Source organism: Salinivirga sp., assembly GCF_035268865.1.
Lineage (GTDB): Bacteria > Bacteroidota > Bacteroidia > Bacteroidales > Salinivirgaceae > Salinivirga.
This window is the reverse complement of record NZ_DATFKB010000080.1, coordinates 1-26,779: the sequence shown is the minus strand read 5'-3', so window position 1 is coordinate 26,779 and position 26,779 is coordinate 1. Positions and strand designations below refer to the sequence as shown.

Sequence of the window (26,779 nt, the reverse complement as noted above, 5' to 3'; positions counted from 1 at the left end):
AACAACTTGAAAGTATACCCCGTTTATACGAATAAATTTATTCAGAGGCTCTTCTCCTTTGTCAAAAAGTATTTCTTTAACACGTTCGCCAATCACTACTATTTTACGACGTCGTTCTATATCCATTTCGTTTATAAAGCGGCCTTCTGTAATTGTTAAAGGGTCTACTTCGTTCCAGTCGGGGTAATCGCCAAAAATACTGAATGAGCCGGTATTGTCGCCGTACACGGCATTTGTAGCTCCGTCGCCACCATATCCCTGTATGCGTGGGGCGAGGCGGTCTATGCCGGCTACATTATCAAGTATGGCTTTGGTGTCTCCGTTATTAAAGTTCCAGTTTCTACCTGCCTCAAATCCTTTGTAGGGTTCAGTGGTTTTCTGGGTCCACATAAAAGCAGAGTTGGTCGAGAAATCTCCCATATTTTTGTAAATGCCATTTTCAAGGCCTGTTCCTGAACCAAGCATTACTGTAAGCATAAAAATACCCCAAAACACCCCGAAGGCTGTTAAAAACGTGCGTAATTTATTGCTTTTGAGTGTATGTATGATTTCCTGCCAACGATCAATGTCAAACATATCGTCAAGGTTTTATTCGTCGCGTAGTGCGACAATGGGTTTAATTTTAGCAGCTTTTCTGGCCGGGATTAATCCTGCTATAGCGCCACTAACTATTAGTAAAATGGTAGCGCTTACAGCCACAGAAAAGTCTGCTTCAGGGTTTCTGAAAAAATCTGAATTGGGCATATTCGCTGAAAGTAATTCCAGGATACCCACGCCTAATACCAGTCCGAAATAACCAGCAAGGGTTGTGATGGTTATGGACTCGAGCAATACAAGGTTTATCACTGACCAGGGTGTAGCTCCTATTGCCTTGCGTACACCGATTTCTTTTGTACGTTCTTTTACCACTATCAGCATTATATTACTGACGCCCACAATTCCGGCAATGATGGTTCCAATGCCAATGAGCCATACAAAAAGTGAAATTCCTGTAAACACGCTTCTGATTTCTTTGGCATTTTCAATATTATTGTTCACATACATTGCACGATCATCTTCTGGATCGAAGTGGTGGCGTTTGGCAAATTGCTTTCGCAAATCTTTCTCAAGCGCTACACTCTGCTCAATAGAGATTTTTTCTGAGGTAAAGGCCAGGTTATGGATTCTGTTGCCTTCGCCAAAGGCTTTTTGCGCTGTTGCTATGGGTACGTATACCCGCTCGTTGTCGCGCTCAGACTGGTCTTTAAACACCCCAATAATTTTAAATGGCATGTCGCCCAGTCGAATGTATTTGCCAATCGGATCTTCATTTTTCTTGAATAGAGCATCTCTCGTTTTGTAGGAGATAGATACCACCTTTTTAAAGTGCTTCATGTCGAGTTTGTTAATGAAGCGACCTTGTTCAAATGTCAATTGCTCGAGCTCTTCAGTACCCGGATGTACGCCATAAACCCTGTGTCCCACAAGTTCATCTCCGTATTGTATATCGGTACTCCAGACACTTAATCGGGCCGAGCTGCTCTGTATGACTTCCTTGTTTAACCGGTTCGTTTCATTAAAGTCTTTATTTGTGAAACGAATATTGCGGCCGGGCTGGTACCCTTCATGGGCTTTGCTGGTTTTTCCGGTATAAACCCACAGGCTGTTAACGGCATCAGATTTAAAGTTATGCATGGCTGCATTTTGAAGCCCTTTTCCGGCTCCCAGCAGAATTATAAGCATAAAAATACCCCATGCAACACTGAACGCAGTTAGAAACGTACGCAGTTTATTTTTTCGGATGGTCGAGAAAATTTCCTGCCATTTGTCGATATCAAACATAAGACGCAGATTTTTCGGCTTCTTCGGGTTTCATTATTTGTCCATCATGCAGTTTAATGATTCTGTTGGTCATCTCTGCAATGTCGTGCTCGTGCGTTACAATTATTACCGAAATGCCGGTTTTGTTGATATCTTTCAGTATATCCATTACATCGTAAGATGTCTGGCTGTCAAGTGCTCCGGTGGGTTCATCTGCCAGAATTACTTTTGGGTTTGTAACCAATGCGCGGGCTATGGCAACGCGTTGCTTTTGACCTCCGCTAAGCTCGCTGGGCAGGTGGGCGGCCCAGTCTTTTAAGCCGACTTTATCAAGGTATTCGAGCGCTATGCGGTTGCGTTTCTTACGAGTCACACCCTGATAGTATAATGGCAGCGCCACATTTTCCTGGGCATTTTTAAATGTAATAAGGTTGAACGACTGAAATACAAAGCCAAAATACTTATTCCTGTAAGCTGCAGCTTTTGTTTCGTTCAGGTCTTGAATCAGCAAGTCATCCAGATAGAAAGCACCTTCATCGTAATTGTCGAGCAGGCCTAAAATATTAAGGAGTGTCGATTTCCCGGATCCTGAAGATCCCATTATTGAAACCAATTCTCCATCGTTAATTGTGAAATTGAGCCCTTTTAATACGTGAAGCTTGTTGAGCCCCATCTGGTAGGATTTGTGTAAGTTTTCAATTTTAATCATGGTCAATGGGTTTTACAACGACATGTCGTTTGCTTATAAATAGGTTTTTGGGTTAATTTATCGCTAAAATACGTCAATACGACGTTATTAGAACGGTAAAGTTACAATTTATTGTGTTATTTTAAAACCAGAAATGTTAATGCAATTTGAATTTTTGCTTTTGGGGTGCTAATCGTCAGTAATTTTTACCAAAACCTCTCTGTAAACGCTGAATAATTTCGATCGTGAGACCATGCCCTGATATATGCCATTGTCTATTACCGGAAGATTCCATGCTTTTGCCTGATTGAATTTTTTTACAATGGTCTCCATAGTGTCATTTTCTTCAATTACATCAGGTGGAGTTTCCATTAAGTGCCAAACAGGCATTGTGTAGGCATCCTTTTTAAACATGATTCTACGAACTTTATCAAGCCTGATAAGACCGATCAGGTAACCTGTTTTATCGACCACGGGAAAAATATTTCGGTGCGATTTCGATATCAGATCGACAAGTTCTCCCAGTTTCTGGTCAATTCTTACGGTGTCAAAATCGGTTTCAATAATACGCTTCCTGTCCAGAAAGTGCAGTACAGCTTTATCTTTATGATGCGTGATTAGTTCTCCTGTTCGGGATAATTGATAGGTTATAATGGAATCGGGAGATAATTTTTTTGATGTAATATAGGCAATGGTTGTTGTGAGCATAAGCGGTACTATTAACTCGTAACCCTGGGTTATTTCTGCTATAAGGAAAATTCCGGTCAGAGGTGCATGCAAAACGCCCCCCAGTACTGAGGCCATGCCTACCAGGGTGAAATTACTTGTGGAGAGGTGAAACAGTCCGGTTTGATTCAGGCCGTAGGCAAACAAGAAGCCCATTATAGCGCCTGTGAAAAGTGAAGGTGCAAAGATGCCGCCTATACCACCACCACGTATGGTTGTTACAGTGGCGATTACTTTCAGGAAGATTAAAAGCAAAAGAAATATCATAATTCCATATTCGTTCATCATGGTGCCAATGATATTTTCGCTGGATAGTTCCAGTATTTTTCCTGATATCAGCAATTTAATGGTTTTAAACCCTTCGCCCCAAAGGGGAGGAAAGAGTGTGATGAGCACACCAAGGGCCAATCCGCCTGCTAAACGCCCTGTGATGCGATTTCGGAATTTATCGAACTGTTGCTCAAAATAAAGAAAGGTGCGCGTAAAGTAAGTGCTGATAAGTCCACCTATAATGGCCAGTAAAAGATACCACGGCAGCTGGCTGAGCTCAAATTGATGTAATATTTCGAAATGCAGTGGTATTTCATTCGGGTAAAATGCCCACGTCGTCAGTGCTCCTGTTACTGATGCTATTAGCAATGGAATAAGTGAGAAACGGTTCAGGTCGAGCAGCAACACTTCGAAAGAGAAAACGATACCGGCAATGGGTGTGTTGAAAATTGCAGCAATGGCTCCTGATGCGCCACAGGCCAGTAAAAGCGTTACTTCTTTGTATTCCAGGTTGAATCTTTTCCCCAGGTTGCTTCCAATTGAGGCACCCGAAGAAATAATGGGCGACTCCAGGCCAATTGAACCGCCAAAACCTGCTGTTATTATGGCCCCGAAAACTGAAGAGTATATTTTGTGGCCGGGTACCCTGCTGTTTTGTTTTGAAATGGCATACAACAGGCTGGTGATGTTGTGCCTGCCCTGATCATGAAAAATGTATTTGCGTAATATGGCCAACATGATGATACCTGCCACAGGATAGACAAATAGCAAGTAAAATGAGTTTTTTTGCCATACCGAATTTGTGAGGTATTCCTGTAACTCAAAAACTGCAGTTTTAAGTACAAGTGCGGTTATACCAGCACCTATCCCCGCCAGGGTGCTCAAAATTAGCAGGAAAGAGCGGGTGTGTTTTTTGTTTGCAATTATATATTTGAGTCTTGATTTTTTCACGTGCAAATATTAGATAATCAGCTGGTTCGAAAATACGAATTCTCCAATCTATTTGTTCAGAGGGGTTGTATATAAACCCGCTATAATTCTGCAACCCGGCTAAAGCGCTTGCCAAACCACTCCATCAATGCGTTGAGTCCATTTTTTTTGGTGCTCGAAATATTGAAGATAGGTATTTTGCCATTCAATGTTTTTAGATCTTTATTGAATTGCTCCATTGAGAAATTGGTGTAAGGGATAAGGTCTGTTTTATTCAATATTACAGCGTGTGATTCTCTGAACAACATGGGGTATTTTATCGGCTTGTCGTCACCTTCAGTTGTGCTAACCACAGCTATGCGATAATGCTCGCCCAAATCGAAAGCAGTGGGACAGATTAAATTGCCCACATTTTCGACAATAATGATATCAAGGTCATCTAAATTGAATTGTTCAAGTGCTTTGTTGATGCTGTGAGAATCAAGGTGGCATGTGCCCTCTGTGTTGATTTGTACTACTGGCACATCATATATTGCCAGCCTTTTTGCATCGCGATCTGTATAGGCATCACCCTCAATAATGCCCAGACGGGTTTTTTGAGCAAATTTCTGGCAAATAAGTTCCAGTATGGTTGTTTTACCGGAGCCGGGAGAGCTAATAAAGTTGAACATCGTAATTTGTTTTTCCTGCAATAATTGTCGAATTTCATCAGCCTTGTTCTGATTTTTATCCAGTACGTTGCGCATAATTTTTATTTCCATGGCTATTCTCCTTCAATACTTTTAATGGTTAATTCTTTACCGCTTTGTAAATCAAGGTCGTAACTTTTGCATTCGTTGCATTTATATTCTGAATCTTTAATGATAAACTCGTGGCCACATTGCCGGCATCTCATTTTAATGGGTTCAATCTCTAAATTCAGTTCAGCGTTTTCGGCAATAGTATTAAGGGCAGCGCTTTCAAATGCATGATGGAAGATACCTGGTACAATGGCATGCATTTCTCCAATTAAAAAGTTTACCCGTCTAATTTTTGATAGTTTTTCGCGCCGGGCAACTTCAAGTATTATTTTAAAGGTGTTTTCTACAATGGCTATTTCATGCATGGCCGTGTTCTTTGATTAACAAATTCTGGGAAGTTGCTCTCCTGTACGCATTTGTAATATGCGTTTCCCACCTATGGCACTTTCTGCTATAACTTTTTTACCATTTTCACTTGTAACCCTGCCAATTATAGTGCTTTCCTTTCCAAGGTCGTCTGCTTTTAGTGTTTCGAGTACTTCGCTTGCATCTTCAGCTGATACAATGATGACCACTTTTCCTTCGTTGGCCAGGTATAAGGGATCAAAGCCCAGTGTCTCGCAAATTCCTTCAACTGAAGCTTTGACGGGTATCCGGGTTTCGTTAATTTCAATGTCGATAGCTTGTGCTTGTGCAATTTCATTCAGGCAGGTGGCCAATCCTCCACGGGTGAGATCCCTCATGAATTTCACGTGCAGTTTCTTTTCAAGTAAGCTGTGAATTAAGTGGTTCAGACATGCACAATCTGATTTTATAGTACTTTGGAAAGGCAGGTCTTCACGTTCAGAGAGTACTGCAATGGCATGGTCCCCTAAAGTCCCATTAATGATAAGTACATCGCCTTTTTTGATTTTACGATTACTTGCAAAACTGCCGGCATATTCAGGGATGTACCCTATTCCGCTGGTATTAATAAAAAGTTTGTCTGCCATGCCTTTGTGCACAACCTTTGTGTCGCCGGTGACTATATTTACGCCTGAATTTTTGGCTTCACAAGCCATAGAAATTACAATCTTTTCCAATTCATCTATTGAAAAACCTTCTTCAAGAATAAAACCCGCGCTCAGGTATTGTGGAATGGCTCCGCAAACAGCAAGATCGTTCACCGTACCACAAACTGCAAGCTTGCCAATATCGCCACCCGGGAAAAAGAGCGGATTTACAACAAACGAATCCGTGGTAAAGGCCAACCTGTGTCCGTTGCTCTGAAGCAAGGCTGAGTCAGCACCTTTTTTAAGTTCTTGATGCCCAAAGTGCCGGTAAAATATGTCATGAATCAGTTCATGCATCAACTTGCCGCCGCTGCCATGTCCAAGTCTGATGTAATTATTCATGTCGTTTCGGTTTGTGGTTGGTAACGAAAATAGGCCTGGCAGGCTCCTTCACCCGAGACCATACACGCACCCACCGGATTTTCAGGCGTGCATTCGTTTCCAAATAGTTTGCAATCAAGAGGCGTTTTCAGACCTTTAAGTATTTCGCCACAAATGCATCCTTTATCGCTGATTGTGGGTTCCACTTCAACAGGAATCATTTTTAGCGCGTCATATTGCTGGTACTTTTCAGTGAGTATCAGTTTGCTTTTTGAAATATTGCCTAAACCCCGCCATTCGCTGTCAGCTACAGTGAAAACTTGCTTCATCATTGTCCTGGCTCTTGTGTTCCCGTTGGGTTGCACGGCCCGTGTGTATTGAATTTCCACTGCAGGCTTGTTTTCATTCACCTGGCGCATTAGTGCCAAAATGGTTTGCAGCAGGTCCAGGGGCTCAAAACCGGATATGACGCACGGAATTTTGTATTTTCGGGCTATGTCTTCGTATATTGCTGATCCGGTAATGGCACTCACATGGCCCGGGCAGATGTAACCATCAATTTTGATACCTTCATCCACAATGGCTTTCATGGCCGGTGGCATCAATTTGTGGGCGCTGAGGATGAAAAAATTTTTTACCCCTGCTTTGCTGGCCTGATCCACAGCTACCGCGGTGCCCGGGGCGGTGGTTTCAAAACCGATGGCTAAAAAAATAATTCTTTTCTCCGGCTTGTTCTGTGCGAGCTTCAGGGCTTCCAGCGCTGATAATACAATGGTGACATCACTTCCCAGAGCTTTTTCCAGTTCCAGCGATGAGGAGGAGCCGGGTACGCGCATCAGATCACCAAAAGTGGCGATAATGGTGTTTGAAAGCCTTGCGTAGGCTATGGCTGTATCGATATAGGATTTTTCGGTTACACAAACCGGACAGCCCGGACCAGAGAGTAGCTTGATTTCGGGCGGCAGGAGCGAGGGAATTCCAAATCTTTGTATGGCCATGGTATGTCCGCCACAAACCTCCATAAAGGTGTATTCTCCTTTGGCTGAGTCGTGAATCGCATTGATGAGCTTTTGTGAGAGCTCTTTGTTTCTGTATTCATGGACGTACTTCATAGCTTTCGATTCACATTGTTCATCTGCTTAATAATTTCCAGTGTTTCCCGGGCTTCCTCATCACTGATTTTCTGAATGGCAAATCCGGCGTGTAAAAGCACGTAATCACCAATTTTGAGATTGTCGATGAGGTGAATGCCGGCTTTGTAAGTTGCTCCATTAATTGAAACTACAGCTTCACTTCCTTCGATGCTTTCTATGCGGACTGGTATGCTTAAACACATGGATCTGAGTTTGTTTTGCTAAATGTATTCCGGATTAAATGCTACGCATGCGGGCATTGGCAATAGCTAACTGGCCCAGGGCTATTCCACCATCATTTGGCGGTACGTTTTCGTTTACCAGGCACTTGAAGTGCTTTTCTTTCAGTTTTTTTACAGTGTTTCGCATAACGAAACGGTTCTGAAATAATCCTCCTGAAAGTGCGACAGTGTTTATGTCGTATTGCTTTCGCAGGATCAGTGCTGTTTCAACAATAACCTCAACCAGCGTTTGATGAAATCTGGTGGCAATTTCTGATGGGCTAATGTTGTTTTGCATATCATCAATGATTTGATGAAACATTTCATTAAAAGATACGTGATTTTTTTCAATTTTGAAAGTATAAGCCTCAGACGAATTGTTTTTTACAAGCGATTCCAATTTCATGGGTGCTTCTGCTTCATAACCCGAGTTCAGACAAATTCCCAGCAGGGCTGCCACAGCATCAAATAGTCTCCCGGCACCGCAGGTGAGCGGGCAATTGATGTTTTTCTCTATACTTTCAATGACGAGTTTAATCTGCTGCTTTCCAATAGATTTGCCAAAATACTGAAAGGCAAGGTCATCGCCGTTTTTGAATGTTTGTACTATGACTGCCACTGCCATTTTCCATGGATGTTGTATGGCGCTTTCGCCACCCGGCATTGGCATATATTTAAAGTGATAAGGCCTTTCAAACTCTCTGGTGTCGGCAATTAAGAACTCACTTCCCCAAATATGACCGTCTGTACCATACCCGGTGCCATCCATGCTTATGCCGATTACTTTTTCTGTAACTTGGTGTTCAGCCAATACAGAAGTTATGTGTGCATGATGATGAAATGTGCTTAGCAGCGGCACGTTAAAGTGTTTTGAGAGTTGCAACCCATGCTCGTGGCTAAAATAATCAGGGTGAGCATCTACAGCAATTGCTTCCGGAGTGCCGAAGTGGAAGAGTTCCCGGAAATGATCAATAGTGTTTAGGAAAAAATTGAAGGTTTCTGTATTGTCCAAAGCTCCGATGTGTTGACTCATAATTGCTTTACCGGGCATGCCCAGGCTAAAACAGCCCTTTTGATCTGCCCCCAAAGCCACTATCTTGTGCTCAGACCCGGCAAGTTGTATGGATCTGGGGGTATATCCACGTGCTCTTCTTAAAAGCTGGGGTTTGTCTTGAATAACCTGAATTACCGAATCGTCTACGCGGTTTTCTATTGTGCGGTTATAAGTTAATATGGCGTCAACTTTACCCGTAAAATATTCCAATGCAAATTGATTCTCTTTTATAATCGGATTGTTCGAAAAATTGGCGCTGGTGTATATTATTGTGTCTGTTTTTAGTTGTTCGAAAAGCAAAAAATGAAATGGCATGTAAGGCAAAATACAGCCAAGAGTCTCCAGTCCGCTGTTGATACTTGTGGCTAACCATTTCGATTTTTGTTTAAGCAATACGACAGGGCGCTGCCATGATTGCAGGCTTTTTAGCTCCTGCTGGTTGGGTTGTGTATGTTTTTCGAGGGCTTTTAACCCGGATAGCATCACGGCAAAAGGCTTCTTGTCGCGCTTTTTAATTTTTCTGATTTTTCTCGTAGCTTCCTCACAGTAGGCATCTCCACAAATGAAAAAACCGCCAATCCCTTTAATTAAAACAATACCAGCATTGTCTATAATTTGTGCCGTTTGTTTTAAGATTGAGGTTGTTTCTAAAGTTTCTGAACCGTTTAAATGTAAGGTGTATGCCGGGCCACAATTGTTACAGGCTATTGGTTGTGCATGAAACCTTCTGTCATTGATTTTGGTGTACTCATTATGGCATTGACTGCACATATGAAAACTATTCATGGTGGTTTTTGGGCGGTCATATGGAATATCTTTTATGATGCTGAAACGAGGGCCACAATTTGTACAGTTGATAAATGGGTAGTTGATCCGGTGTGGTTGAAATTGTATGTCATATAGGCAATCTTTGCAAACAGCAATATCGGGGCTTATCTCTGTAATATCATTGCTCTCGCCCGAGCTTTTAATGATGCGAAAAGTTTTATGTGTTGCTTTCGGGTTTGTGCTTTGAATTTCCGAGTAGTTTATTTCGGCTGCTGGCGGTGTGTCTTCATGTATTGCTTCCATGAATGATTTAATAGCGTATTCTGCTCCCTGCATTTCTATTTCTACTCCCCGCGTTGTGTTTCTTACCCACCCGCTGATTTTATATTTTTGGGCAATACGATAAACGAAAGGCCTGAAACCAACTCCCTGTACCAGCCCTTTTATAATGACACGATATGTTGGGCTTGTGTCGTTCAAATCTGTTTTCTGCTTAATTTATTCTGGCGTGGTAAAATACTCGTGTAATTTCATCTGCAATGCTAATATTCTTTACAAACACATCGTCGGGAACTTTTAGCATAACAGGAGCAAAATTTAGAATGCCCTTTATGCCAGCCTCAATCAATTTGTTGCAAACTAATTGTGCCGATATTTCAGGAACCGTTATTACGGCCACTTTAATGCCGTTTTTGGCTACAAAAGCTTCAACTTCATTGAAGTGCATAATGGGAATCTCATTAAAGCTTTTTATGCGGCTTGGGTTGATGTCAAACCCGCCTAAAATTTTTATACGCTCGCTCAGGTAATCTTCATATTTTGTTAGTGCCTTGCCAATATTCCCCATGCCTACCACAATGATTTCAAAGCAGCATGTTTTCCCAAACATTTCATCCAGTTTCCTAATAAGGTCGCTTACTTTGTAGCCAACCTTCCGTTTACCCCTGATTTCTATGTTTGAAAAATCTTTGCGCACCACATCAGGGCTTACACCTATTTCTTCACCAATGGTTTTGGAGTATACGTATTCAAACCCCATTTTTTCCAAATGTACTAATGCCGACCTGTAATAAAGTAATCTTTTTGAAATGTGTCTTGAGACCATTTTGTGAATAATTTCCTATATTTTATTTGTGCAAATATATACTGAAAATATCGAAATTTTGTGCTATTACACAATTTCTTGATATTTAGAGTTGTTTATTTGTATTAGGACTTATTTAAAATAGTATATAATATAGTAAAAAAATTGACACGTAGGTTTATTTTTTGTAGATTAGTTATGTGAAATTTATCCCATAATCAATGACAAAAGCACAAAAAATAAGCTGGGAGGATTGGTTCAGGGTAATGAAGAAGTTCATTGCAGATTACCGTGTTTATGCTCCGCTGGATTATGGTGTGCATATGGATTATGAAATCATCAACGAGGATAATTTTAACGAGATTATATACAATAAGGCCAAACCCATTACACCCCTCAAGTCATTTTTTCTTCCTGTAGAAGAAAATCTTACCGCGACAACAGATGAAGCCGATCCGATAATGATAATTGGTGCGCCTTCCTGCGATTTGAAAGGGCTAAGCATTCTGAAGGAAATTTATTTGGATGCCGAATACCCAGATGCAGTTTTTAAGCATAGATTAAACAATACAGTTTTGGTGGGTACAGATTGTTTCTCGATTCAGGAGCATTGTCATTGCACATCTTATGGTGTCGATCCTGTACCTATGGAAAACGCCGATCTCAGGCTGTCAACTCTGGAGAATTGGGTCTTACTTACCCCCATAACAGACAAAGGAGACCGTATCATGACCGAGATTCATTCATTTATTAATTTAGAATCAGCCGGCAGGAGTGCACTCGATGCAGTTAAATTAAAACAAGATGAGGTAATTGGAGAACTGAATCGTATTAATACCGACCTTCCTGACTATGAAACTACCAAACAATTGTTGCTTCAGGCTGATGAAGAAATATGGATGAAATATGCACGTAAATGCGTGTCATGTGGAGCTTGTGCTACAATTTGCCCAACCTGTACCTGTTTTTTACTTATCGACAAACCCGGATTTGAAAAGGTTCGCCACCTGGATGCCTGTCAATATCCGGGCTTCGAACGGGTAGCTGCAGGCGAAGACCCGCTCGGCGCACTGAGTAAGCGGTTTAGAAACCGGTATTTCTGCAAGTATGTGTGGAAACCCGAAAAATTTAATTCCATTGCCTGTACGGGCTGTGGACGCTGCATTGAAGCTTGCATTGGCAAAATTAGTAAAAATGAGATGTTCGTTGAACTTAATTCAGCGGTTTTAAGTGTTTAAATATCAAAACATATACAAGCCTGTTAAGGCCAAATTGACGGAAGTGATTGAGGAATCGCCTACCATCAAGTCATTTGTGTTACGCCCTGAGCGTGCTTTTCCTTTCAAAACCGGTCAGTTTGTGGAACTTACCCTCGATGGACTGGGAGAAGCGCCTTTTACACCATCTTCATCTCCGCTGGTTGATGATGAAATGCAAATTACGATTATGAAAGCCGGTTATGTAACAGAGCGAATACATAAACTTAAACCAGGTGTTACAATGGGGATCCGCGGGCCTTATGGCCGTGGCTATCCGGTGGAGGAATTTTATAACAAGGAGGTGCTTATTCTTGGTGGAGGATGTGGTTTTGCACCTTTGAGGTCGCTCCTTTATAATTTGAAAGCTGAGGAAGATAAAATTAAAAAATTGATTTTCTGCTACGGCTCCAAAACTCCCCAGGAGTGCATTTATAAACCTTATATTGATGAGCTGCGGGCTGTGAAAAAATTTGAAGTGATGCGCAGCGTGGATGAGCCGGACGATACCTGGGCAGAAGATGTTGGTGTGGTTACCAAGCTTCTCGATAAGGTTGATGTCAATATTAAGAACTCAATTGCAGTGGTTTGTGGTCCACCCATAATGATGAAGTTTGGCACTTTCAAGCTGCTTGATATGGGGTATCCGGATGACAAAATTTATTTGTCTATGGAAAAAAACATGTCATGTGGTTTTGGTAAATGCGGGCATTGCATGATGGGTAAATACTTTGTGTGCAAGGATGGCCCTGTTTTTACTTATGAGGAAATAAAGAACGAACCTGATATTTGGAAATAACACTCATCGCATGAATAAAAAGATCGTCATCGATTTGTCGAATTTGAGGGATTGCAGTCCTGCTCACCCTTGCGATAAAGTTCAGCCAGCAGGGGTTGTGTTTGATATGCACGGAGCAGATGGTTTGAAGACGATCCGGGAACTGGCTGTATTTCAGTATACATGCCGAAGATGTGAGGATGCGCCATGTGTGGAGGTGTGCCCTTGCGATGCCCTGGAAAAAGATGTGTCGGGTATGATTACCAGGGCACTCAATCTTTGCATTGCCTGCAAATCATGCGTTACAATTTGCCCTTTTGGTACCATGATGAGCGACTTTTTTCAGTTTAAACTCCAATGCGATCAATACCTTGATCTGGAAGATGAGAAAGACCTTAGAAAGTTTGTAAAAGAATCTCCCGGGGAAGCTGTGCGCATAACAGATGAAGATTTGACAAAAGAGCAGCATGTATTTGAGCTGACAAAGAATATTTATATACGCGAAATCCCGTGGGAAGAACTTAAAGAAGCAGAATAAAAAATCATAATAAAGTGATGGGAGAGCATATTTTATACTTTTTCATTTATCCAGGATTCCTCTTTACAGCCGTTGTTGGAGGTATCATTGCCGGTGTGGACAGGAAATTGACTGCAGCGGTACAATTCCGTAAAGGACCTCCCATTTTGCAACCGTTTTATGATTTTTTTAAACTTTTACTGGTCAAAGAAACGATCGTGCCTGCAAATGGTTCTAAAATCACATTTTTGTTGGCTCCGGTTTTTGCTTTATGCGGCGTTTCTATAGCGGCTGTACTGATATTGATGCCACTCCTGGGAGTTAATTCAGGTTTTGAAGGTGATATTATCGTAATTTTTTACCTGCTTACCATTCCTTCGCTAACTTACATTATTGGAGCCATGGCTTCCGGTAATCCTTTGGCATCAGTGGGTGCATCGCGGGAAATGAAACTCATCATTGGTTATGAACTTACGTTTTTGTTGGTTATTGCAGCCATTATTTATAAGTCAGATCTAGAAACTGGTCTTTACGAGATATTGCAAGCGCAACAATCAGGATCTTCACATATTGGAAGCCTTTCGGGGGTTTTACTTTTTATAGCAGGTATGTTTTGCGTCCAGGCCAAATTAGGGTTGGTTCCCTTCGATATGGGAGAAGCCGAAACTGAAATTGCTGAAGGTGCATTCATCGAGTATTCCGGAAGCGCTTTTGCCTTGATCAAACTAAGTAAGTACATGCTGTTTTTTATATTGCCTGCTTTAATCATACTGCTATTAATGGGTGGCGTTCAACTTAGCGGTATTCATATTTTATGGGCCATTTTAAAGTTGGTTGCCGTTGTTTTACTGATCACCCTCATTAGAAATACGAACCCCAGACTGAAGATCAATCAGGCAATGCGGTTTTTCTTCGTTTGGATGAATGCATTGGTAGTAATCGCCATTGTGCTGAGCTATTTTGGATATTAAAAATCGTAGCCGTGGGATTTAAAGATTTTTGCTTTAAAAAGTCATTGTGGCTGTTTCATTATGGTGGTGCTTCGTGCAACAACTGCGATATTGAAATACTTGATTGCCTCACTCCACGGTACGATGTAGAGCGTTTCGGAATGAAGCTGGTGGGGAGTCCCAGACATGCTGATGTGCTTTTGGTCAATGGCTCCATCAATCAGCGGGATAAAGATCGGTTGTTGGAGGTTTATGATCAAATGTCCAAACCAGTCAAGGTAGTAGCGATTGGGGCATGCGGCTGTACAGGAGGTATATTTGCCGAAGGCAATACATTCGCCGGGCCGGTTGATAAGCTTATACCTGTAGATGCTTACATCCCCGGATGCCCGCCAAAACCTGAAGCTATAATTGCCGGAATTGTAAAGTTAATTGAAACTATGTAACCATATGACAAGGGCCGAGTTCATAGAAAAAATTAAGTCGGAATTTGCCGAGCATATTCTGGGGACGGACTATTTGCGGGCAAACAGGGTAACCGTTAATGTGAATCCTGGTTTTATTTTGGATATTGCCAAATTTCTGCATCAAAAGATCAGGTTCCGGTTTATTATAGCTTCGGCCTATCATACAAAGGCTGGTTTTGAAATACTGTACCATTTCAGTGACGATTCAAATGGCAATATTTACAACATACACGTTTTATTGCCACATGAGAAACCCGAGATACAATCGTTGGCTCAGTTTTTAGTAGCCGCTGACTGGATCGAGCGCGAAATGCACGAGCTGTTCGGTATTACATTCCTGAATCATCCCAATCCTGGAAAACTAATTTCAGAAGGTAATTGGGCAGAAGGCGTGTATCCGTATCGAAAAGATTTTAATTAACCATGTACAAGGCATGAGTGAACAAAAAATCATACCAATTGGTCCATATCACCCGCTGCAGGAAGAGCCTGAGTTGTTTAAACTCTATTGCGAGGGCGAAATTGTGAGAGATATCAAGTGGGAGACAGGTTACAATCACAGGGGTATCGAAAAGCTCAGTGAGAGCAAGTCTTTCGATCAATCGTTTTTCCTGGTGGAACGCATTTGCGGTATTTGTTCTACATCGCACCCTTTTGCTTTTGCAAATGCAATGGAGGAAATTGCTGAGGTTGATATTCCTGACCGCGCCAAATACATCCGTAGCATCGTGGGTGAGTTGGAGCGAATTCATAGCCATTTACTATGGGTAGGCTTGGCCGGTCATTTCCTGGGGTATGATACTGTGTTTATGTGGGCCTGGAAATATCGAGAGCCGGTATTGGATCTTTTCGAAATGATTTCTGGAAATAGAAATAGCTACGCCATGTTTAAAATTGGCGGCGTACGCAGGGACATACAAAGCGATAAGTTGCCTAAGATCCGGGGAACCATGAAGTTCCTGAAAAAGAAAACCGACTTGCTTACCGGTGCAGTGATGGATGATCCTGTGATTCATGCCCGCACAAAAGGTGTGGGTATACTAACCCGGGAAGATATTCTGGAATATGCTGCAGTAGGACCAACAGCACGTGCTTCAGGTGTCGATATCGATGTGCGGAGGGACGATCCGCATGCAGCTTACGGCATGGTTGACTGGAAGGTAATAACTTCGACCGAAGGTGATGTGTTTGCAAAGGCTAAGGTCCGGTTGCTCGAAATGTTTGAATCCATTAAAATTATTGAGCAATGCTGCGATGGTCTTGAGAAATTGAAAGAAGGCGACATTGAAACTGTCGTGAAAAATGTACCTGCTGGAATGGGAACAGGACATTATGAGGCTCCCCGGGGGGAAGTGTTTCATTTTGTAAAAACTATAGGAACCAATTCGCCTGCAAGGCACAAGATAAGGGCTCCAAGTTATGTAAATATCGCCACATTCAAGAAAGCGTGCGTGGGTCAGACCATCTCAGATGCAACCATCTCACTAGCTGCGGTCGATCCCTGCTACTGCTGCACTGAACGTATGGCAGTGGCTTACGATTACGGCTCAGGGAAAAAGATTCTGTCTGCCAGTGAATTGATTAAACAATCGCAGAAAAGAACAGATTACATAAAACGCAATATTTAAGCTGAATAGCTATGGCTGAATTAGGTTACATCATATTTTTACCCATACTCACAGGACTACTCTTGTTTCTGGTGCCAAGGAGGCTGAATCTACTGAGTAGCCTTGTGGCGCTGGCTATTGCTGTTGTAACAGGATTTTTCAGTCTGCAGATTTACGGCATTGATCCGCAAACACTCCAGTTTGATTGTTTTGCCAATCTATGTGCAGAAGGTTCATGGGTGTACAATGTGTTAAGCGGGGCTAGTAAATATTTTTATGTGAATATTGATGGGCTGAGCCAATTGATTACTGTTGGTGTGAACTTCTTCGCCGTAGTCATTCTGATTTACACTCTGAAAAGCATAACCATTAAAAACAAGCCAGGCTCGTTCTATCCATATTTTCTCATTACACTGGGATGTGCCAATGGTGCTGTTTTGGCTGATAATCTGTTGTTGTTTATCTTTTTCTGGGGGATTCTCGGGCTAACACTTTATAAACTAATCAGGGCATATGATGAGGAAAGCTCTGCCGCGGCCAAGAAAACGCTTATTCTGATTGGTACCTCCGATGGTATTATGATTTTAGGTATTGCATTGATTTGGAATATTGCCGGAAATTTGAATATGTCGGAAGTAAGTATCAGTACCACTTCATCTGCGGCTATTGTGGCTTTTGTAGCGATGCTTATCGGCAGCTTCACAAAAGCGGGAGCATTCCCTTTCCATACATGGATTCCTGATTATACTAAGAAAGCCCCGGCAGCTTCATCAGCATACTTGCCTGCATCTTTGGATAAATTGCTGGGTATTTACTTCCTGGCCCGCATCTGCAGCGATATATTTATTCTCAATGAGTGGTTGCAGTTTACTTTACTTGCACTGGGCGTACTCACCATCATTATAGCAGTACTGATGGCTTTAATACAGCACAATTATAAGCGATTGCTTGGGTTTCATGCAGTATCGCAGGTAGGCTACATGGTTGTGGGTTTTGGGCTTGGTACACCATTGGGTATTGCAGCCGGATTATTTCACATGGTGAATAATGCTTTATACAAAAGTGGACTGTTTCTGTCGGCTGGTAGCATTGCCAAACAAACTGGACATGAGGATATTGACAAACTGGGCGGGTTATCGAAAGCTATGCCATTGACATTTATCGCAGCTTTGGTTTTTGCTTTGTCCATTTCCGGTATTCCACCCCTTAATGGTTTTGCTTCCAAATGGATGATTTACCAGGGTATTATTGATTTCGGGTCTACAGGCAGCGGTTTGGCGAGTCAATTATGGATTGTTTGGCTGGCACTTGCCGTTTTCGGTTCTGCACTTACTCTGGCTAGTTTTGTAAAGTTCATCAGTGGAATATTTTTAGGGCCTCAACGCGCAGAATTAAATCACGTGAAAGAAGTCAATATTCTTATGTGGCTGCCAAAAATTATACTGGCATTGACATGTGTTGGTTTTGGTGTTTTTGCAACCACCTATGTGGTTCCAGAACTATTTTACCCGGTCGTGGGCGATTTTGAAATGATCGGAGCATGGCAATCTTCCTTGATCTCATTACTCGTCATTTTATCTATCGTGTTAGGTTTGATCATTTACTGGATTGGGAAAATTGGAAATTTCAGAATAGCCGAAAGTTTTGTTGGAGGAGAGAAATGGGGCAATCAGGCTGGTTTTAAAGTGACCGGATTTTATGATACGATTCGCAATGCAGCAGGTTTGAAATTTATGTTCAGACATGCCGAAAAACGGCATTTTGATTTATATGATTTGGCAGCTGGTATTGTGTTGTTTTTCAATAATTTATTTAGTAAGGCACATACTGGTGTTTTGTCACACTATGCCATATGGTTTATTGTCGGCCTTGTTGTGATGTTGATTATTTTGTTGTAAATGAATTAGATATATTGATATGGAATTGTTGCTTTCCATAATAATCGGATTTATGATCATCGGTGCCATTTACGCGCTCCATGCCAACGACCTTTTGTCTGCACTGATGGCAGCAGGTATCGTGGGGTACAGCCTTGTGATATGTTTTTTGTTGCTCAAAGCACCGGATTTGGCCATTGTGCAAATTGTGGTGGAAACCATTACATTGATATACATGGTAGCTATTGTGCTTAATAGTTCACGGAAAGAGCTTGATAAGGGCAAACGGCGAAATGCATTTTTGAATATTTCCATTGCAGTACTCGTAGCTTTTGCATTGGTGTACTATTTTCAATTGGCCATTGTTAATCTTGATGTGCTTGGAGAACACGCTCCACGCATGGCAAAAGCTTATATGGATGGTGCAGCCGAAAAAACCGGTAGTGCCAACCTGGTCACAGGTGTACTGTTCGATTTTCGTGGATACGATACCCTGGGAGAAGCAACAATACTCTTTACAGCCGCCGTTGGGGTACTTACTATTTTACGCATTAAAGGACGAAAAGAAAAAGCCTGAAGTATGGAAGGAATGTCAAATATTGTAAAAAAAGTTACCCAATTGATTTCGGGCCTCATATTTATGTATGGACTTTACATTATTACGCACGGGCATTTGACACCGGGAGGTGGTTTCGCCGGTGGAGCTATCGTGGCGGGGGCGTTCATTCTACTCATTTTGGCATTTGGAAGTAAAGCATTAAACCTGAAAAAAGAAGAAAATGCTACGTCCGTTACTGAAAGTAGTGCCATCCTTATCGTAATTATACTTGCCGCCATTGGAATGGCAGCTGGTGGTGCTGTGTTCTTCAATAACTATTTGCCATTGGGCCGGGTAGGTGAACTTATTAGCGCAGGAGTAATTCCGCTGTACAATATTTTTATTGGAATGGAGGTGGCAGCGGCCCTGCTTACCATATTCCTGGCATTTGTAATTTATAAAGAAGAGGTGTTGAAATGATAGTATTTATCATGTGTTTTATACTGTTTTTAGTTGGTCTTTATGGTGTGCTCACCAGAAGGAATCTGATCAAGATAGTGATCGGACTTACGGTGATGGAGTTCAGTGTATTTCTTTTTCTTGTGCTGATTGGATACATAGCTCACGGTGAGGCGCCAATAATAGTGCCGGGCATGAAAGAGCCTGTTTTTGTAGATCCGTTACCCCAGGCCATGGTGCTAACTGCTATTGTGATTGGACTGGCAACCACAGCCATGCTGTTGTCCATTGCCATACGGATCTATAAAAAGTATGGTACGTGGGATATACGGGAAATTAAAAACCTAAGAGGATAAATTATGGAACAGCTCATCGTTTTGTTCGTCATAATTCCACTGGCAAGTGCATTTCTGATACCCGTTGTCGGAAAGCTGGTTCCGTATTTCCAAAAAGTACTGACCTCTATGGTTTTGCTTGCACTAACCATTTTAATTTTTAGTTACCTTTTCTCAGGTTCAGAAGCTACACTCATTTACAAAGTGGGTGGATGGGAAGCCGTTGAAAATATTCCGATTGGAATTTACCTGGTGCTCGACGGTTTAAGTGCTATACTCCTGCTTGTTATAAATTTCATTGGTTTGCTTGCCGCATTTTACGCTGTGGGATATATGCGAAGGTATACCGCAGAGAATAACTTCTATACATTGCTCTGCTTAATGATTGCCGGCATGAATGGGGTCGTACTTACCGGCGATTTGTTTAACCTATACGTCTTTTTGGAAATTGCCGTGATTGCTTCTTATGTGCTGGTAGCCTTTGGAATCGAGAAAAATGAGTTGGAAGCATCATTCAAATACCAGGTGCTGGGTGGTATGGCTTCCCTTTTGATTCTGTTTGGTATAGGAATGATATACTGGCTGACAAAAACCTTGAATATTGCTGATGTGGCCCAGCTTCTGAAGGGAAATTCCAATACCTCAGCAGTGCAATTTACACAAATAGTATTAATAGCAGGTTTCGGTCTTAAAGGTGCCATGATACCTTTTCATGCCTGGTTGCCCGATGCACATTCATCTGCACCTTCACCAATTTCTGCAATGCTTTCAGGTGTACTAATTAAAGCTATTGGTATTTACGCCATTTTAAGGCTTTTCTTCAATATGTTTACAATTAGTTATGAACTGGCACTCATTATTACCGTAATTGGTACACTTTCTATGGTAATTGGCGTGCTGCTGGCCATTGGTCAGTGGGATCTGAAGCGGCTTTTGGCCTATCATAGCATCAGCCAGATGGGTTACGTGGTGATAGGTGTGGGCATGGGTATGATGATATTGACCAAAGGAGGTGAAAAAGGAGTGGCTGCATTGGCCATTGCCGGTGGTTTATTTCATCTCATGAACCACGCTGTATTTAAGGGTTTGTTGTTTTTAAATGCTGGAGCAATTGAATACCTGCTGGGAACCCGGAATTTGAAAAAGATGGGTGGTTTAGGAAAAAACACACCGATAACCTCAGCTTCCTCGTTCAGTGCTTCTATGGCAATCTCAGGCATACCGCCTTTTAATGGATTTTTTAGCAAATTATTGATCATCATAGCAGCGGTTAAAGGACATTTTTATCTGCTCGCATTGCTGGCTGTTTTTGTCAGTATCATTACGCTCGGTTCGTTTCTTAAATTTCAGCGCTACGCGTTTTTTAATAAGACGAAGTTTGAGGGCCGTCTGTTAGCTCAAAAGATTCCATTTACCATGACATTTTCAATGGTAGTAATGGCTGTGTTGTGTTTGGTTATGAGCCTTATGATTTTTCCCGGAGCGCGGGAAGTATTTCTTACCCCGGCTGTGGATGTACTGGTTAATGCCACGAATTATTCTACAACTATAATTGGTTTTTGATATGCGCTATTTAGTTATGTTCATATTGGCTTTGTTGTTTTGGCTGTTGATCACATTCAGCCTGGATGTCTATAATATTCTTGTGGGAGCTGTGGCTGCTTTACTCACGGTATTGTTTTTTGGCCGCTTTTATGTCAGAAATATTAAAAAATTTGTGCAGCCGCAGCGCTATTTTCACCTTGTGGTGTACCTGTTTATTTTTATTTGGGAGTGTATAAAAGCCAATTTCGATGTGGCCTACCGTGTACTTCATCCCAAAATGCTGATTAAACCTGGTATTGTAAAAGTAAAGTTAAATGTACAATCCGGCATTGCTCGCACCATTTTGGCCAATTCTATTACAATGACCCCGGGAACCATCTCCGTTGATATCGTGGGAGATTATCTTTACGTACACTGGATTTATGTGCAGACTGAAAATCCTGAGGAGTATAGTCGCATAGTTGCCGGACGTTTTGAGAAATATATAAAAAAGATATTCGAATGAATGATTTGTTGCACATACTGCTTTATATCCAAATCGGGTTATGCGTGTTTTGCCTTTATCGCATCATCAGAGGCCCTTCCATTGCCGACAGGATGGTAGGTATTGATATTTTCGGAATTTTAGTTGTGGGCATTTGTGCCATCTTGAGCATTATCACCGGGAAAACATTTATTATCGATATTGGTATTGCATGGATCATTCTGAGTTTTATAGGTACATTGACCCTGGCCAAGTATTTGGGCGGAAAGAGCTTAAATGAGTAATTTATGGAAACTGTAAGTGTCATATTGATCATTATCGGAATTTTATTCAACTTGTTTGGATGCATTGGACTGGTGCGTTTACCAGATGTTTACAACCGGCTGCAATCTGCCACCAAATGTGTAACCCTGGGCACCTGTAGTATTTTGCTGGGTGTGCTGTTTTATTTTGGCTTTATCGATATTGGTGTGAAAGCACTTGTTGCTATCCCAATACTTTTTTTTGCTGCTACAGTGGCGGCGCATGCGCTGGTCAAAGGAGCCTATAAGTTTGGTGTCCCGCTTGGCGATAAAAGTGTGAAAGATGACTATAAGGAGGAGGAAAAATGAAGTATCCTAAAATACGTGAAATAAAAGAGGCGGTTATTTCCCTGGTTAGTCCCGCTTACACTACAAGCTATCCTAAAAAGCCGCACAAGCCTTACAAAGATTACCGTGGTAAGCCCGTAGTTGATAATGAGAATTGCGTGGGCTGCGAGACCTGCGCCAATGTTTGCCCTCCTTTGGCAATTACATTTGAAGATGACCGCGAAAAAGGAATACGAATAATAAGGCGCGATTATGGAAAATGCATTTTTTGTGGGCAGTGTCAGGAACACTGTATTACAGGAAAAGGCGTGAAACTCTCTGACCAAATTTATGATATGGCCTCCTACGACAGGAATGATAACGTGGAGTATCAGGAGAAAGAGCTCTTGATTTGCAAAAACTGCGGTGCAATAATAACTACAAAAGAACACTACATCTTTATGCATAAAAAATTAGGTCCAAAAGCCTATGCTAGCATTATGAACCTGAATATATTGAATGAGAAACTCAAATTGTCGGCTAAAGAATATTCAGAAGTTGATATTCAGGATGATCTGAAACGTAAAGACATGTTTAATGTGCTTTGCCCGAATTGCTTGCATGAAGCTCAAATAAAAAATTTTTAAAAGTCATTGAATTTAATTAAATTACTAGATAATAGGGATAAAACCCTTTTTGTGGGCATTGGAAATGTGCTGAAAAAAGATGACGGAGTGGGTGTTTTTATCAGCCAAAATCTGGAGAAAAATGCATTGGTCGATGCATTGACAGTAGAGGTTAGCATTGAAAACTATATCGGGAAAATTAATAGTTTAGCACCCGAAAAGCTGATTTTAATTGATTGTGTTGACTTTGGAAAGGATGCGGGTTATTATAAGCTTACAGACCTAAACACAATGAGAGATTTTACCACAAACACCCATAATATTTCGCTCGGGAGACTGAAGGATTTGTTTGTGGTAGACGATATAAAAGTTTTGGGTATTCAACCCGGTGATGTCAGTTTTGGAGAAGGTTTGACACAGGACGTGGAGAAGACAGCATTTGAAGTATTGCGCATCATCACCCAACAACTACAGCATAAAAATAATTAAAATAGGAGGTTTTTATGAGTAGCTATTATTGTCCGGTATGTAAGGCCAAACTGGTTGTAGACAACAATCTGGTTCTGGCGGTTAAAAGCGAAAGAAATGAAAAAGGTATTATTTTCCTGAATCCTGAAATTGGAAACTATGACATTTCAACCAACCCGGAGTTTGAAATTGAAGAAGGAAAAAAATATCAGTTCTATTGTCCTGCATGTCATGTGGAATTAAACGACAAAGAGAAGGAGGACCTGGTAAAGGTGTTCATGACGGAGGATGGTAAAGATTATGAAGTCTACTTTTCAAACCTGGCAGGTGAGAAAGCCACTTACAAGGTAGATAAGCGTGATAAAAACGCCCTGATCGCAGGAATCAACAAAGCCAGGTATGAAAAGTATTTTGAGCTTGATGATAAATACAAGAAGTACTTATAGACTGTTGAACCATTGTTGTTTTCAAAGGTGAGGGTGAAATATCCCCACCTTAAATTTTAAACAATTTTCTTCGCTATGGAATATCAAACTGGTTTATTATTGCTGACAGCCGCCTCTATTGGTTTTTTTCACACCTTAATGGGGCCCGACCATTATTTGCCTTTTATAGCCATCTCAAAAGCGCGTTCATGGAGTATTCGCCGAACTATTTCTTTTACTACGCTTTGTGGTGTTTTGCATGTGCTGAGTTCGGTTTTTTTGGGGCTGATCGGTATTGGTGTTGGCGTTGCCCTCAATAAGCTTGAGTTTGTTGAGGCCTACCGTGGCAACATGGCCGCGTGGATTCTGATTATATTTGGTGCTGCATATATGCTATGGGGAATTTACAGGTCGAAATATTTTAAGCAGCATCAACATCCCGAAAAAGGCCCGGTAAAGAAGCTGACACCCTGGATATTAATGATTATTTTCCTTCTGGGGCCCTGTGAACCACTTATTCCTATTCTCATGTTTCCCGCTGCAAACAATAGCGTGTTGGCACTTACCCTTGTCACGCTCACTTTTGCTCTTGTTACCGTTGGTACAATGCTCACGATCGTAATTCTCTCCTTTTATGGCATTCGTGTGTTGCCTAAAATGAACATGGAGAAATACGTACATGCAATAGCCGGCTTTACAATACTAATTTGCGGTTTGGGTATACAGTTCCTGGGAATATAATACTTAAGAAACTTTAATGTCTTTTCTGGTAGTGAGAATATTCTCATTATATTTGCATCATGGCACCACGCAAAAAACGATGCAGACATATTCATGAGCCACCCGGTTTTTCTGGATATGTGGCCCGGGAAGCAAGAGCTTCAGTGGAGCCTGTGGTTTTATTATATGAAGAGTACGAAGCTCTGAGATTGGCCGATTATGATGCCCTGAAGCACGATGAAGCGGCTGAACGCATGAGCGTTTCACGACCTACATTTGCACGTATATATGAAAATGTGAGAAAGAAAATTGCAAAAGCTTTTGTAGAGTCTCGTCCCATAAAATTTGATGCGGGGTGTGCTTATTTTTCGTGTGATACAAACCAAATTGTAACAAGTGAAGGTATTAACAATAAAAAAATGACAACTATGGAGAAAATAATTGCTATTCCATGCGAAAATGGAACATTGTCGACCCATTTTGGGCACGCGGCAGAATTTGCCTTTGTCCAATGCGAAGGAGAAGAGGTAAAATCAGTTAGTATGAAACAAGCACCACCACATCAACCCGGATTATTGCCGCGTTGGGTATCCGAGCAGGGTGGAAATACTGTTATTGCCGGTGGTATGGGGAATAAGGCTATCGAGTTGTTTCGCCAAAACAATATTGATGTAGTTACCGGAGCGCCCGCGATCGGTGTTGAAGAGCTTGCTCAACAATATGTTAGCGGTAAGCTAACCGGCGGTGATAATCGGTGCGATCATTAAAGTGTCTGAGGTTCAGTATAGATGCGGGTTTCGGTAAATTTTTTCACTAAAAAGTTTGGTGAATTTAAAAATGCCGTATATTTTTGTCGCCCTGTAACGCCGATGTAGCTCAGTTGGTCAGAGCAGCTGATTTGTAATCAGCAGGTCGTGGGTTCGAATCCCTCCATCGGCTCCAAGGCTGCCAAAAAATGGCAGTCTTTTTTTTTGTCTGAAACTAGTGTCCTGTCAACGCCCAAATAACGCACCAAGTCTTGTTCTTTTACGGTTTTGCTTTGCATTAAAAAGATTCACGTAGCTATGGCTATACTTACTTTTCATTGCTGTGCAAAACCCGGAAAATAACGGCGACTTATCCGTCATTTGAGCATTGACATGACAATAGATCAGAAAACAGGCAATCTGCCAGCTACGAAACATCAATATTGAAATAAAAATCTCCCTTTGAACGAATCTCTCATTTCCCATTTACAGCTTTTTACAGGAAATCTGTCGATGGTAACGAAAAATGGGAGACTGACTCCAGGCCAATCTCCCATTATATATAGTTTCTTGTTGAATTGATTTTACATCATTACGCGTTTACTTCCCCGGTCAACAAGTTTTTGTAGTACCTGAGCCGGATTTTCAAATTTATTCGTAAACATCATAGCAGCGATAATATAAGGTTTAAAGCCAGCTTCGTGGTATGTTTTGATGCGGTATTTTTCAAACACATCAGCATTTACTTCGCCTTCTTTGCAAGAAACACCTGAGATATCGGCAGGTAAACAATGCATGTATAATGCGTCTTGATTTTTGGTACGTTTCATTTTTGCTTCATCGTATTCCCAATCTTTGTGTTTAGCATTATTGGCAAGGCAAGTTTGCTCCAAATCATCCAGACCTTTTTTATCGGCGGCCTTCAACAATTTAGTACGTTCTTCCATAATGTGATATGGCGCCCAACTTTTTGGATAAACAATGTCGGCATTTTCCATAGCAGCACTCATATCGTGGCTCACGTTAAAACTACCTCCGCTTGCTTTTGCATTTTTGCCGGCCATATCTACAATATCGGGAATAAGGTCGTAGCCTTCGGGATAGGCCAATTCAATATCCATTCCGAAACGCGACATCAGGCCGATTATTCCTTGTGGAACCGATAAGGGTTTTCCGTAACTTGGCGAATACGCCCAACTCATTACGATTTTTTTACCTTTTAGATTTTCGAGCGATCCGAACTCTTTTTGCAAGTGGAGTAAATCAGCCATGGATTGTGTCGGATGATCCATATCGCATTGCAGGTTCACAATTCCCGGGCGTGTTGGTAAAACGTTTTGTTCGAAACCTTCATCGAGAGCACTTCCCACTTCGCGCATGTATTTATTTCCTTCCCCGAGGTACATATCATCGCGAATGCCAATGAAATCTGAAAGGAAAGAGATCATATTGGCGGTTTCGCGCACGGTTTCGCCATGGGCAATTTGCGATTTTTGCTCATCGAGATCCTGCACGGCCAATCCCAGCAAGTTGCTCGCTGAAGCGTATGAAAAGCGCGTACGAGTGCTGTTATCGCGGAAATTCGATATGGCAAGACCAGTATCGAACACGCGTGGTGAAATATT

Annotated in this window: 32 protein-coding genes and 1 tRNA gene; 21 read left to right on the top strand and 12 right to left on the bottom strand. The window is 41.6% G+C overall.

Features of this window, described 5'->3' with window-relative positions:
* The 11 genes from VJ937_RS04990 to VJ937_RS04940 form a co-directional block, all read right to left on the bottom strand.
* Positions 1-576, bottom strand: a 576-nt coding sequence (locus VJ937_RS04990) for an ABC transporter permease (RefSeq protein ID WP_324065794.1), incomplete at its 3' end; no start/stop codon positions are given.
* A gap of 12 nt (positions 577-588) precedes the next feature.
* Positions 589-1,821 (bottom strand): ABC transporter permease, encoded by a 1,233-nt coding sequence (locus tag VJ937_RS04985; protein WP_324065793.1) that lies wholly within the window; start codon positions 1,819-1,821, stop codon positions 589-591.
* Positions 1,814-2,509 carry an ABC transporter ATP-binding protein gene (locus tag VJ937_RS04980; protein ID WP_324065792.1) on the bottom strand — a complete coding sequence of 232 codons (696 nt, stop codon included), beginning with the start codon at positions 2,507-2,509 and terminating at the stop codon, positions 1,814-1,816. The genes VJ937_RS04985 and VJ937_RS04980 overlap by 8 nt, the downstream gene beginning before the upstream one ends.
* Positions 2,510-2,677: 168 nt before the next feature.
* The gene (locus VJ937_RS04975; RefSeq protein ID WP_324065791.1) at positions 2,678-4,435 is read right to left on the bottom strand and encodes a chloride channel protein; all 1,758 of its coding nucleotides are present in this window, start codon (positions 4,433-4,435) and stop codon (positions 2,678-2,680) included.
* A gap of 80 nt (positions 4,436-4,515) precedes the next feature.
* Positions 4,516-5,175, bottom strand: a complete 660-nt coding sequence (gene hypB / locus VJ937_RS04970) for a hydrogenase nickel incorporation protein HypB (protein ID WP_324065790.1) — start codon at positions 5,173-5,175, stop codon at positions 4,516-4,518.
* Positions 5,176-5,177: 2 nt separating this feature from the next.
* Positions 5,178-5,519: a hydrogenase maturation nickel metallochaperone HypA gene (hypA, locus tag VJ937_RS04965; RefSeq protein WP_324065789.1), complete on the bottom strand. Its 342-nt coding sequence runs from the start codon at positions 5,517-5,519 to the stop codon at positions 5,178-5,180.
* A gap of 15 nt (positions 5,520-5,534) precedes the next feature.
* Complete coding sequence (gene hypE / locus VJ937_RS04960) at positions 5,535-6,548, bottom strand: hydrogenase expression/formation protein HypE (RefSeq protein ID WP_324065788.1); 1,014 nt, start codon at positions 6,546-6,548, stop codon at positions 5,535-5,537.
* Positions 6,545-7,639 (bottom strand): hydrogenase formation protein HypD, encoded by a 1,095-nt coding sequence (gene hypD / locus VJ937_RS04955; RefSeq protein WP_324065787.1) that lies wholly within the window; start codon positions 7,637-7,639, stop codon positions 6,545-6,547. The genes hypE and hypD overlap by 4 nt, the downstream gene beginning before the upstream one ends.
* Positions 7,636-7,863: a HypC/HybG/HupF family hydrogenase formation chaperone gene (locus VJ937_RS04950; RefSeq protein ID WP_324065786.1), complete on the bottom strand. Its 228-nt coding sequence runs from the start codon at positions 7,861-7,863 to the stop codon at positions 7,636-7,638. The genes hypD and VJ937_RS04950 overlap by 4 nt, the downstream gene beginning before the upstream one ends.
* Before the next feature lie 34 nt (positions 7,864-7,897).
* Positions 7,898-10,183 (bottom strand): carbamoyltransferase HypF, encoded by a 2,286-nt coding sequence (gene hypF / locus VJ937_RS04945; RefSeq protein ID WP_324065785.1) that lies wholly within the window; start codon positions 10,181-10,183, stop codon positions 7,898-7,900.
* Between the two features lie 13 nt (positions 10,184-10,196).
* The gene (locus VJ937_RS04940; protein WP_324065784.1) at positions 10,197-10,808 is read right to left on the bottom strand and encodes a redox-sensing transcriptional repressor Rex; all 612 of its coding nucleotides are present in this window, start codon (positions 10,806-10,808) and stop codon (positions 10,197-10,199) included.
* Between the two features lie 200 nt (positions 10,809-11,008).
* On the opposite strand from VJ937_RS04940, the gene VJ937_RS04935 reads away from it, so the two are divergent.
* From VJ937_RS04935 to VJ937_RS04835, 21 genes are all read left to right on the top strand, one after another.
* Complete coding sequence (locus VJ937_RS04935; protein ID WP_324065783.1) at positions 11,009-12,025, top strand: 4Fe-4S dicluster domain-containing protein; 1,017 nt, start codon at positions 11,009-11,011, stop codon at positions 12,023-12,025.
* Entirely contained in the window at positions 12,018-12,842 is an 825-nt protein-coding gene (locus VJ937_RS04930; RefSeq protein ID WP_324065782.1) for an FAD/NAD(P)-binding protein, read from the top strand. The genes VJ937_RS04935 and VJ937_RS04930 overlap by 8 nt, the downstream gene beginning before the upstream one ends.
* Before the next feature lie 10 nt (positions 12,843-12,852).
* The gene (locus VJ937_RS04925; protein ID WP_324065781.1) at positions 12,853-13,359 is read left to right on the top strand and encodes a 4Fe-4S dicluster domain-containing protein; all 507 of its coding nucleotides are present in this window, start codon (positions 12,853-12,855) and stop codon (positions 13,357-13,359) included.
* Between the two features lie 17 nt (positions 13,360-13,376).
* Positions 13,377-14,309: a complex I subunit 1 family protein gene (locus VJ937_RS04920; protein WP_324065780.1), complete on the top strand. Its 933-nt coding sequence runs from the start codon at positions 13,377-13,379 to the stop codon at positions 14,307-14,309.
* An 11-nt stretch (positions 14,310-14,320) separates the two neighbouring features.
* Positions 14,321-14,734: an NADH-quinone oxidoreductase subunit NuoB gene (locus VJ937_RS04915; RefSeq protein ID WP_324065779.1), complete on the top strand. Its 414-nt coding sequence runs from the start codon at positions 14,321-14,323 to the stop codon at positions 14,732-14,734.
* A 4-nt stretch (positions 14,735-14,738) separates the two neighbouring features.
* Positions 14,739-15,176 carry an NADH-quinone oxidoreductase subunit C gene (locus VJ937_RS04910; RefSeq protein WP_324065778.1) on the top strand — a complete coding sequence of 146 codons (438 nt, stop codon included), beginning with the start codon at positions 14,739-14,741 and terminating at the stop codon, positions 15,174-15,176.
* Positions 15,177-15,189: 13 nt separating this feature from the next.
* Positions 15,190-16,383: a nickel-dependent hydrogenase large subunit gene (locus tag VJ937_RS04905; RefSeq protein WP_324065777.1), complete on the top strand. Its 1,194-nt coding sequence runs from the start codon at positions 15,190-15,192 to the stop codon at positions 16,381-16,383.
* An 11-nt stretch (positions 16,384-16,394) separates the two neighbouring features.
* Entirely contained in the window at positions 16,395-18,260 is a 1,866-nt protein-coding gene (locus tag VJ937_RS04900) for an NADH-quinone oxidoreductase subunit L (RefSeq protein WP_324065776.1), read from the top strand.
* Between the two features lie 19 nt (positions 18,261-18,279).
* Entirely contained in the window at positions 18,280-18,816 is a 537-nt protein-coding gene (gene mbhE, locus VJ937_RS04895) for a hydrogen gas-evolving membrane-bound hydrogenase subunit E (RefSeq protein ID WP_057952420.1), read from the top strand.
* A gap of 3 nt (positions 18,817-18,819) precedes the next feature.
* Complete coding sequence (locus tag VJ937_RS04890) at positions 18,820-19,257, top strand: MnhB domain-containing protein (RefSeq protein WP_324065775.1); 438 nt, start codon at positions 18,820-18,822, stop codon at positions 19,255-19,257.
* On the top strand, positions 19,254-19,592 hold the full coding sequence (locus VJ937_RS04885) for a sodium:proton antiporter (RefSeq protein WP_324065774.1): 339 nt from the start codon (positions 19,254-19,256) through the stop codon (positions 19,590-19,592). The genes VJ937_RS04890 and VJ937_RS04885 overlap by 4 nt, the downstream gene beginning before the upstream one ends.
* A 3-nt stretch (positions 19,593-19,595) precedes the next feature.
* Positions 19,596-21,134 (top strand): complex I subunit 5 family protein, encoded by a 1,539-nt coding sequence (locus VJ937_RS04880; protein WP_324065773.1) that lies wholly within the window; start codon positions 19,596-19,598, stop codon positions 21,132-21,134.
* Position 21,135: 1 nt separating this feature from the next.
* Entirely contained in the window at positions 21,136-21,621 is a 486-nt protein-coding gene (locus VJ937_RS04875) for a Na+/H+ antiporter subunit E (RefSeq protein ID WP_324065772.1), read from the top strand.
* Positions 21,618-21,884: a monovalent cation/H+ antiporter complex subunit F gene (locus tag VJ937_RS04870; protein WP_324065771.1), complete on the top strand. Its 267-nt coding sequence runs from the start codon at positions 21,618-21,620 to the stop codon at positions 21,882-21,884. Before VJ937_RS04875 ends, VJ937_RS04870 begins: the two co-directional genes overlap by 4 nt.
* 3 nt (positions 21,885-21,887) lie before the next feature.
* Positions 21,888-22,211 (top strand): monovalent cation/H(+) antiporter subunit G, encoded by a 324-nt coding sequence (mnhG, locus tag VJ937_RS04865; protein WP_324065770.1) that lies wholly within the window; start codon positions 21,888-21,890, stop codon positions 22,209-22,211.
* Positions 22,208-22,816, top strand: coding sequence for a 4Fe-4S dicluster domain-containing protein (locus VJ937_RS04860; RefSeq protein WP_324065769.1), 609 nt, complete (start codon positions 22,208-22,210; stop codon positions 22,814-22,816). The genes mnhG and VJ937_RS04860 overlap by 4 nt, the downstream gene beginning before the upstream one ends.
* A 51-nt stretch (positions 22,817-22,867) precedes the next feature.
* Positions 22,868-23,284 (top strand): hydrogenase maturation protease, encoded by a 417-nt coding sequence (locus VJ937_RS04855; RefSeq protein WP_324065768.1) that lies wholly within the window; start codon positions 22,868-22,870, stop codon positions 23,282-23,284.
* A 14-nt stretch (positions 23,285-23,298) separates the two neighbouring features.
* Positions 23,299-23,709, top strand: a complete 411-nt coding sequence (locus VJ937_RS04850) for a hypothetical protein (RefSeq protein WP_057952411.1) — start codon at positions 23,299-23,301, stop codon at positions 23,707-23,709.
* A gap of 75 nt (positions 23,710-23,784) precedes the next feature.
* A complete protein-coding gene (locus tag VJ937_RS04845) occupies positions 23,785-24,429 on the top strand; it encodes a hypothetical protein (RefSeq protein WP_324065766.1) in 645 nt (214 codons plus the stop codon).
* Positions 24,430-24,488: 59 nt separating this feature from the next.
* Positions 24,489-25,175, top strand: a complete 687-nt coding sequence (locus tag VJ937_RS04840; protein WP_324065765.1) for a DUF134 domain-containing protein — start codon at positions 24,489-24,491, stop codon at positions 25,173-25,175.
* A gap of 98 nt (positions 25,176-25,273) precedes the next feature.
* A tRNA-Thr gene (locus VJ937_RS04835) sits at positions 25,274-25,350 on the top strand.
* Between the two features lie 388 nt (positions 25,351-25,738).
* Here the strand turns inward: VJ937_RS04835 and ygeW are convergent.
* On the bottom strand, positions 25,739-26,779 hold a 1,041-nt coding region (ygeW, locus tag VJ937_RS04830), incomplete at its 5' end, for a knotted carbamoyltransferase YgeW (RefSeq protein WP_324065764.1).

Bases quoted from the DNA above. Each gene is read 5' to 3' on its own strand.
- VJ937_RS04845 (WP_324065766.1), top strand. From the start codon at position 23,785: ATGGAATATCAAACTGGTTTATTATTGCTGACAGCCGCCTCTATTGGT.
- VJ937_RS04870 (WP_324065771.1), top strand. From the start codon at position 21,618: ATGAATGATTTGTTGCACATACTGCTTTATATCCAAATCGGGTTATGC.
- VJ937_RS04925 (WP_324065781.1), top strand. From the start codon at position 12,853: ATGAATAAAAAGATCGTCATCGATTTGTCGAATTTGAGGGATTGCAGT.
- VJ937_RS04840 (WP_324065765.1), top strand. From the start codon at position 24,489: ATGGCACCACGCAAAAAACGATGCAGACATATTCATGAGCCACCCGGT.
- mbhE (WP_057952420.1), top strand. From the start codon at position 18,280: ATGGAATTGTTGCTTTCCATAATAATCGGATTTATGATCATCGGTGCC.
- hypD (WP_324065787.1), bottom strand. From the start codon at position 7,639: ATGAAGTACGTCCATGAATACAGAAACAAAGAGCTCTCACAAAAGCTC.
- VJ937_RS04940 (WP_324065784.1), bottom strand. From the start codon at position 10,808: ATGGTCTCAAGACACATTTCAAAAAGATTACTTTATTACAGGTCGGCA.
- VJ937_RS04905 (WP_324065777.1), top strand. From the start codon at position 15,190: ATGAGTGAACAAAAAATCATACCAATTGGTCCATATCACCCGCTGCAG.
- VJ937_RS04950 (WP_324065786.1), bottom strand. From the start codon at position 7,863: ATGTGTTTAAGCATACCAGTCCGCATAGAAAGCATCGAAGGAAGTGAA.
- VJ937_RS04900 (WP_324065776.1), top strand. From the start codon at position 16,395: ATGGCTGAATTAGGTTACATCATATTTTTACCCATACTCACAGGACTA.
- hypA (WP_324065789.1), bottom strand. From the start codon at position 5,519: ATGCATGAAATAGCCATTGTAGAAAACACCTTTAAAATAATACTTGAA.
- VJ937_RS04850 (WP_057952411.1), top strand. From the start codon at position 23,299: ATGAGTAGCTATTATTGTCCGGTATGTAAGGCCAAACTGGTTGTAGAC.
- VJ937_RS04890 (WP_324065775.1), top strand. From the start codon at position 18,820: ATGGAAGGAATGTCAAATATTGTAAAAAAAGTTACCCAATTGATTTCG.
- hypB (WP_324065790.1), bottom strand. From the start codon at position 5,175: ATGGAAATAAAAATTATGCGCAACGTACTGGATAAAAATCAGAACAAG.
- VJ937_RS04980 (WP_324065792.1), bottom strand. From the start codon at position 2,509: ATGATTAAAATTGAAAACTTACACAAATCCTACCAGATGGGGCTCAAC.
- VJ937_RS04920 (WP_324065780.1), top strand. From the start codon at position 13,377: ATGGGAGAGCATATTTTATACTTTTTCATTTATCCAGGATTCCTCTTT.
- VJ937_RS04910 (WP_324065778.1), top strand. From the start codon at position 14,739: ATGACAAGGGCCGAGTTCATAGAAAAAATTAAGTCGGAATTTGCCGAG.
- VJ937_RS04875 (WP_324065772.1), top strand. From the start codon at position 21,136: ATGCGCTATTTAGTTATGTTCATATTGGCTTTGTTGTTTTGGCTGTTG.
- VJ937_RS04935 (WP_324065783.1), top strand. From the start codon at position 11,009: ATGACAAAAGCACAAAAAATAAGCTGGGAGGATTGGTTCAGGGTAATG.
- VJ937_RS04860 (WP_324065769.1), top strand. From the start codon at position 22,208: ATGAAGTATCCTAAAATACGTGAAATAAAAGAGGCGGTTATTTCCCTG.
- VJ937_RS04985 (WP_324065793.1), bottom strand. From the start codon at position 1,821: ATGTTTGATATCGACAAATGGCAGGAAATTTTCTCGACCATCCGAAAA.
- VJ937_RS04880 (WP_324065773.1), top strand. From the start codon at position 19,596: ATGGAACAGCTCATCGTTTTGTTCGTCATAATTCCACTGGCAAGTGCA.
- mnhG (WP_324065770.1), top strand. From the start codon at position 21,888: ATGGAAACTGTAAGTGTCATATTGATCATTATCGGAATTTTATTCAAC.
- VJ937_RS04885 (WP_324065774.1), top strand. From the start codon at position 19,254: ATGATAGTATTTATCATGTGTTTTATACTGTTTTTAGTTGGTCTTTAT.
- hypE (WP_324065788.1), bottom strand. From the start codon at position 6,548: ATGAATAATTACATCAGACTTGGACATGGCAGCGGCGGCAAGTTGATG.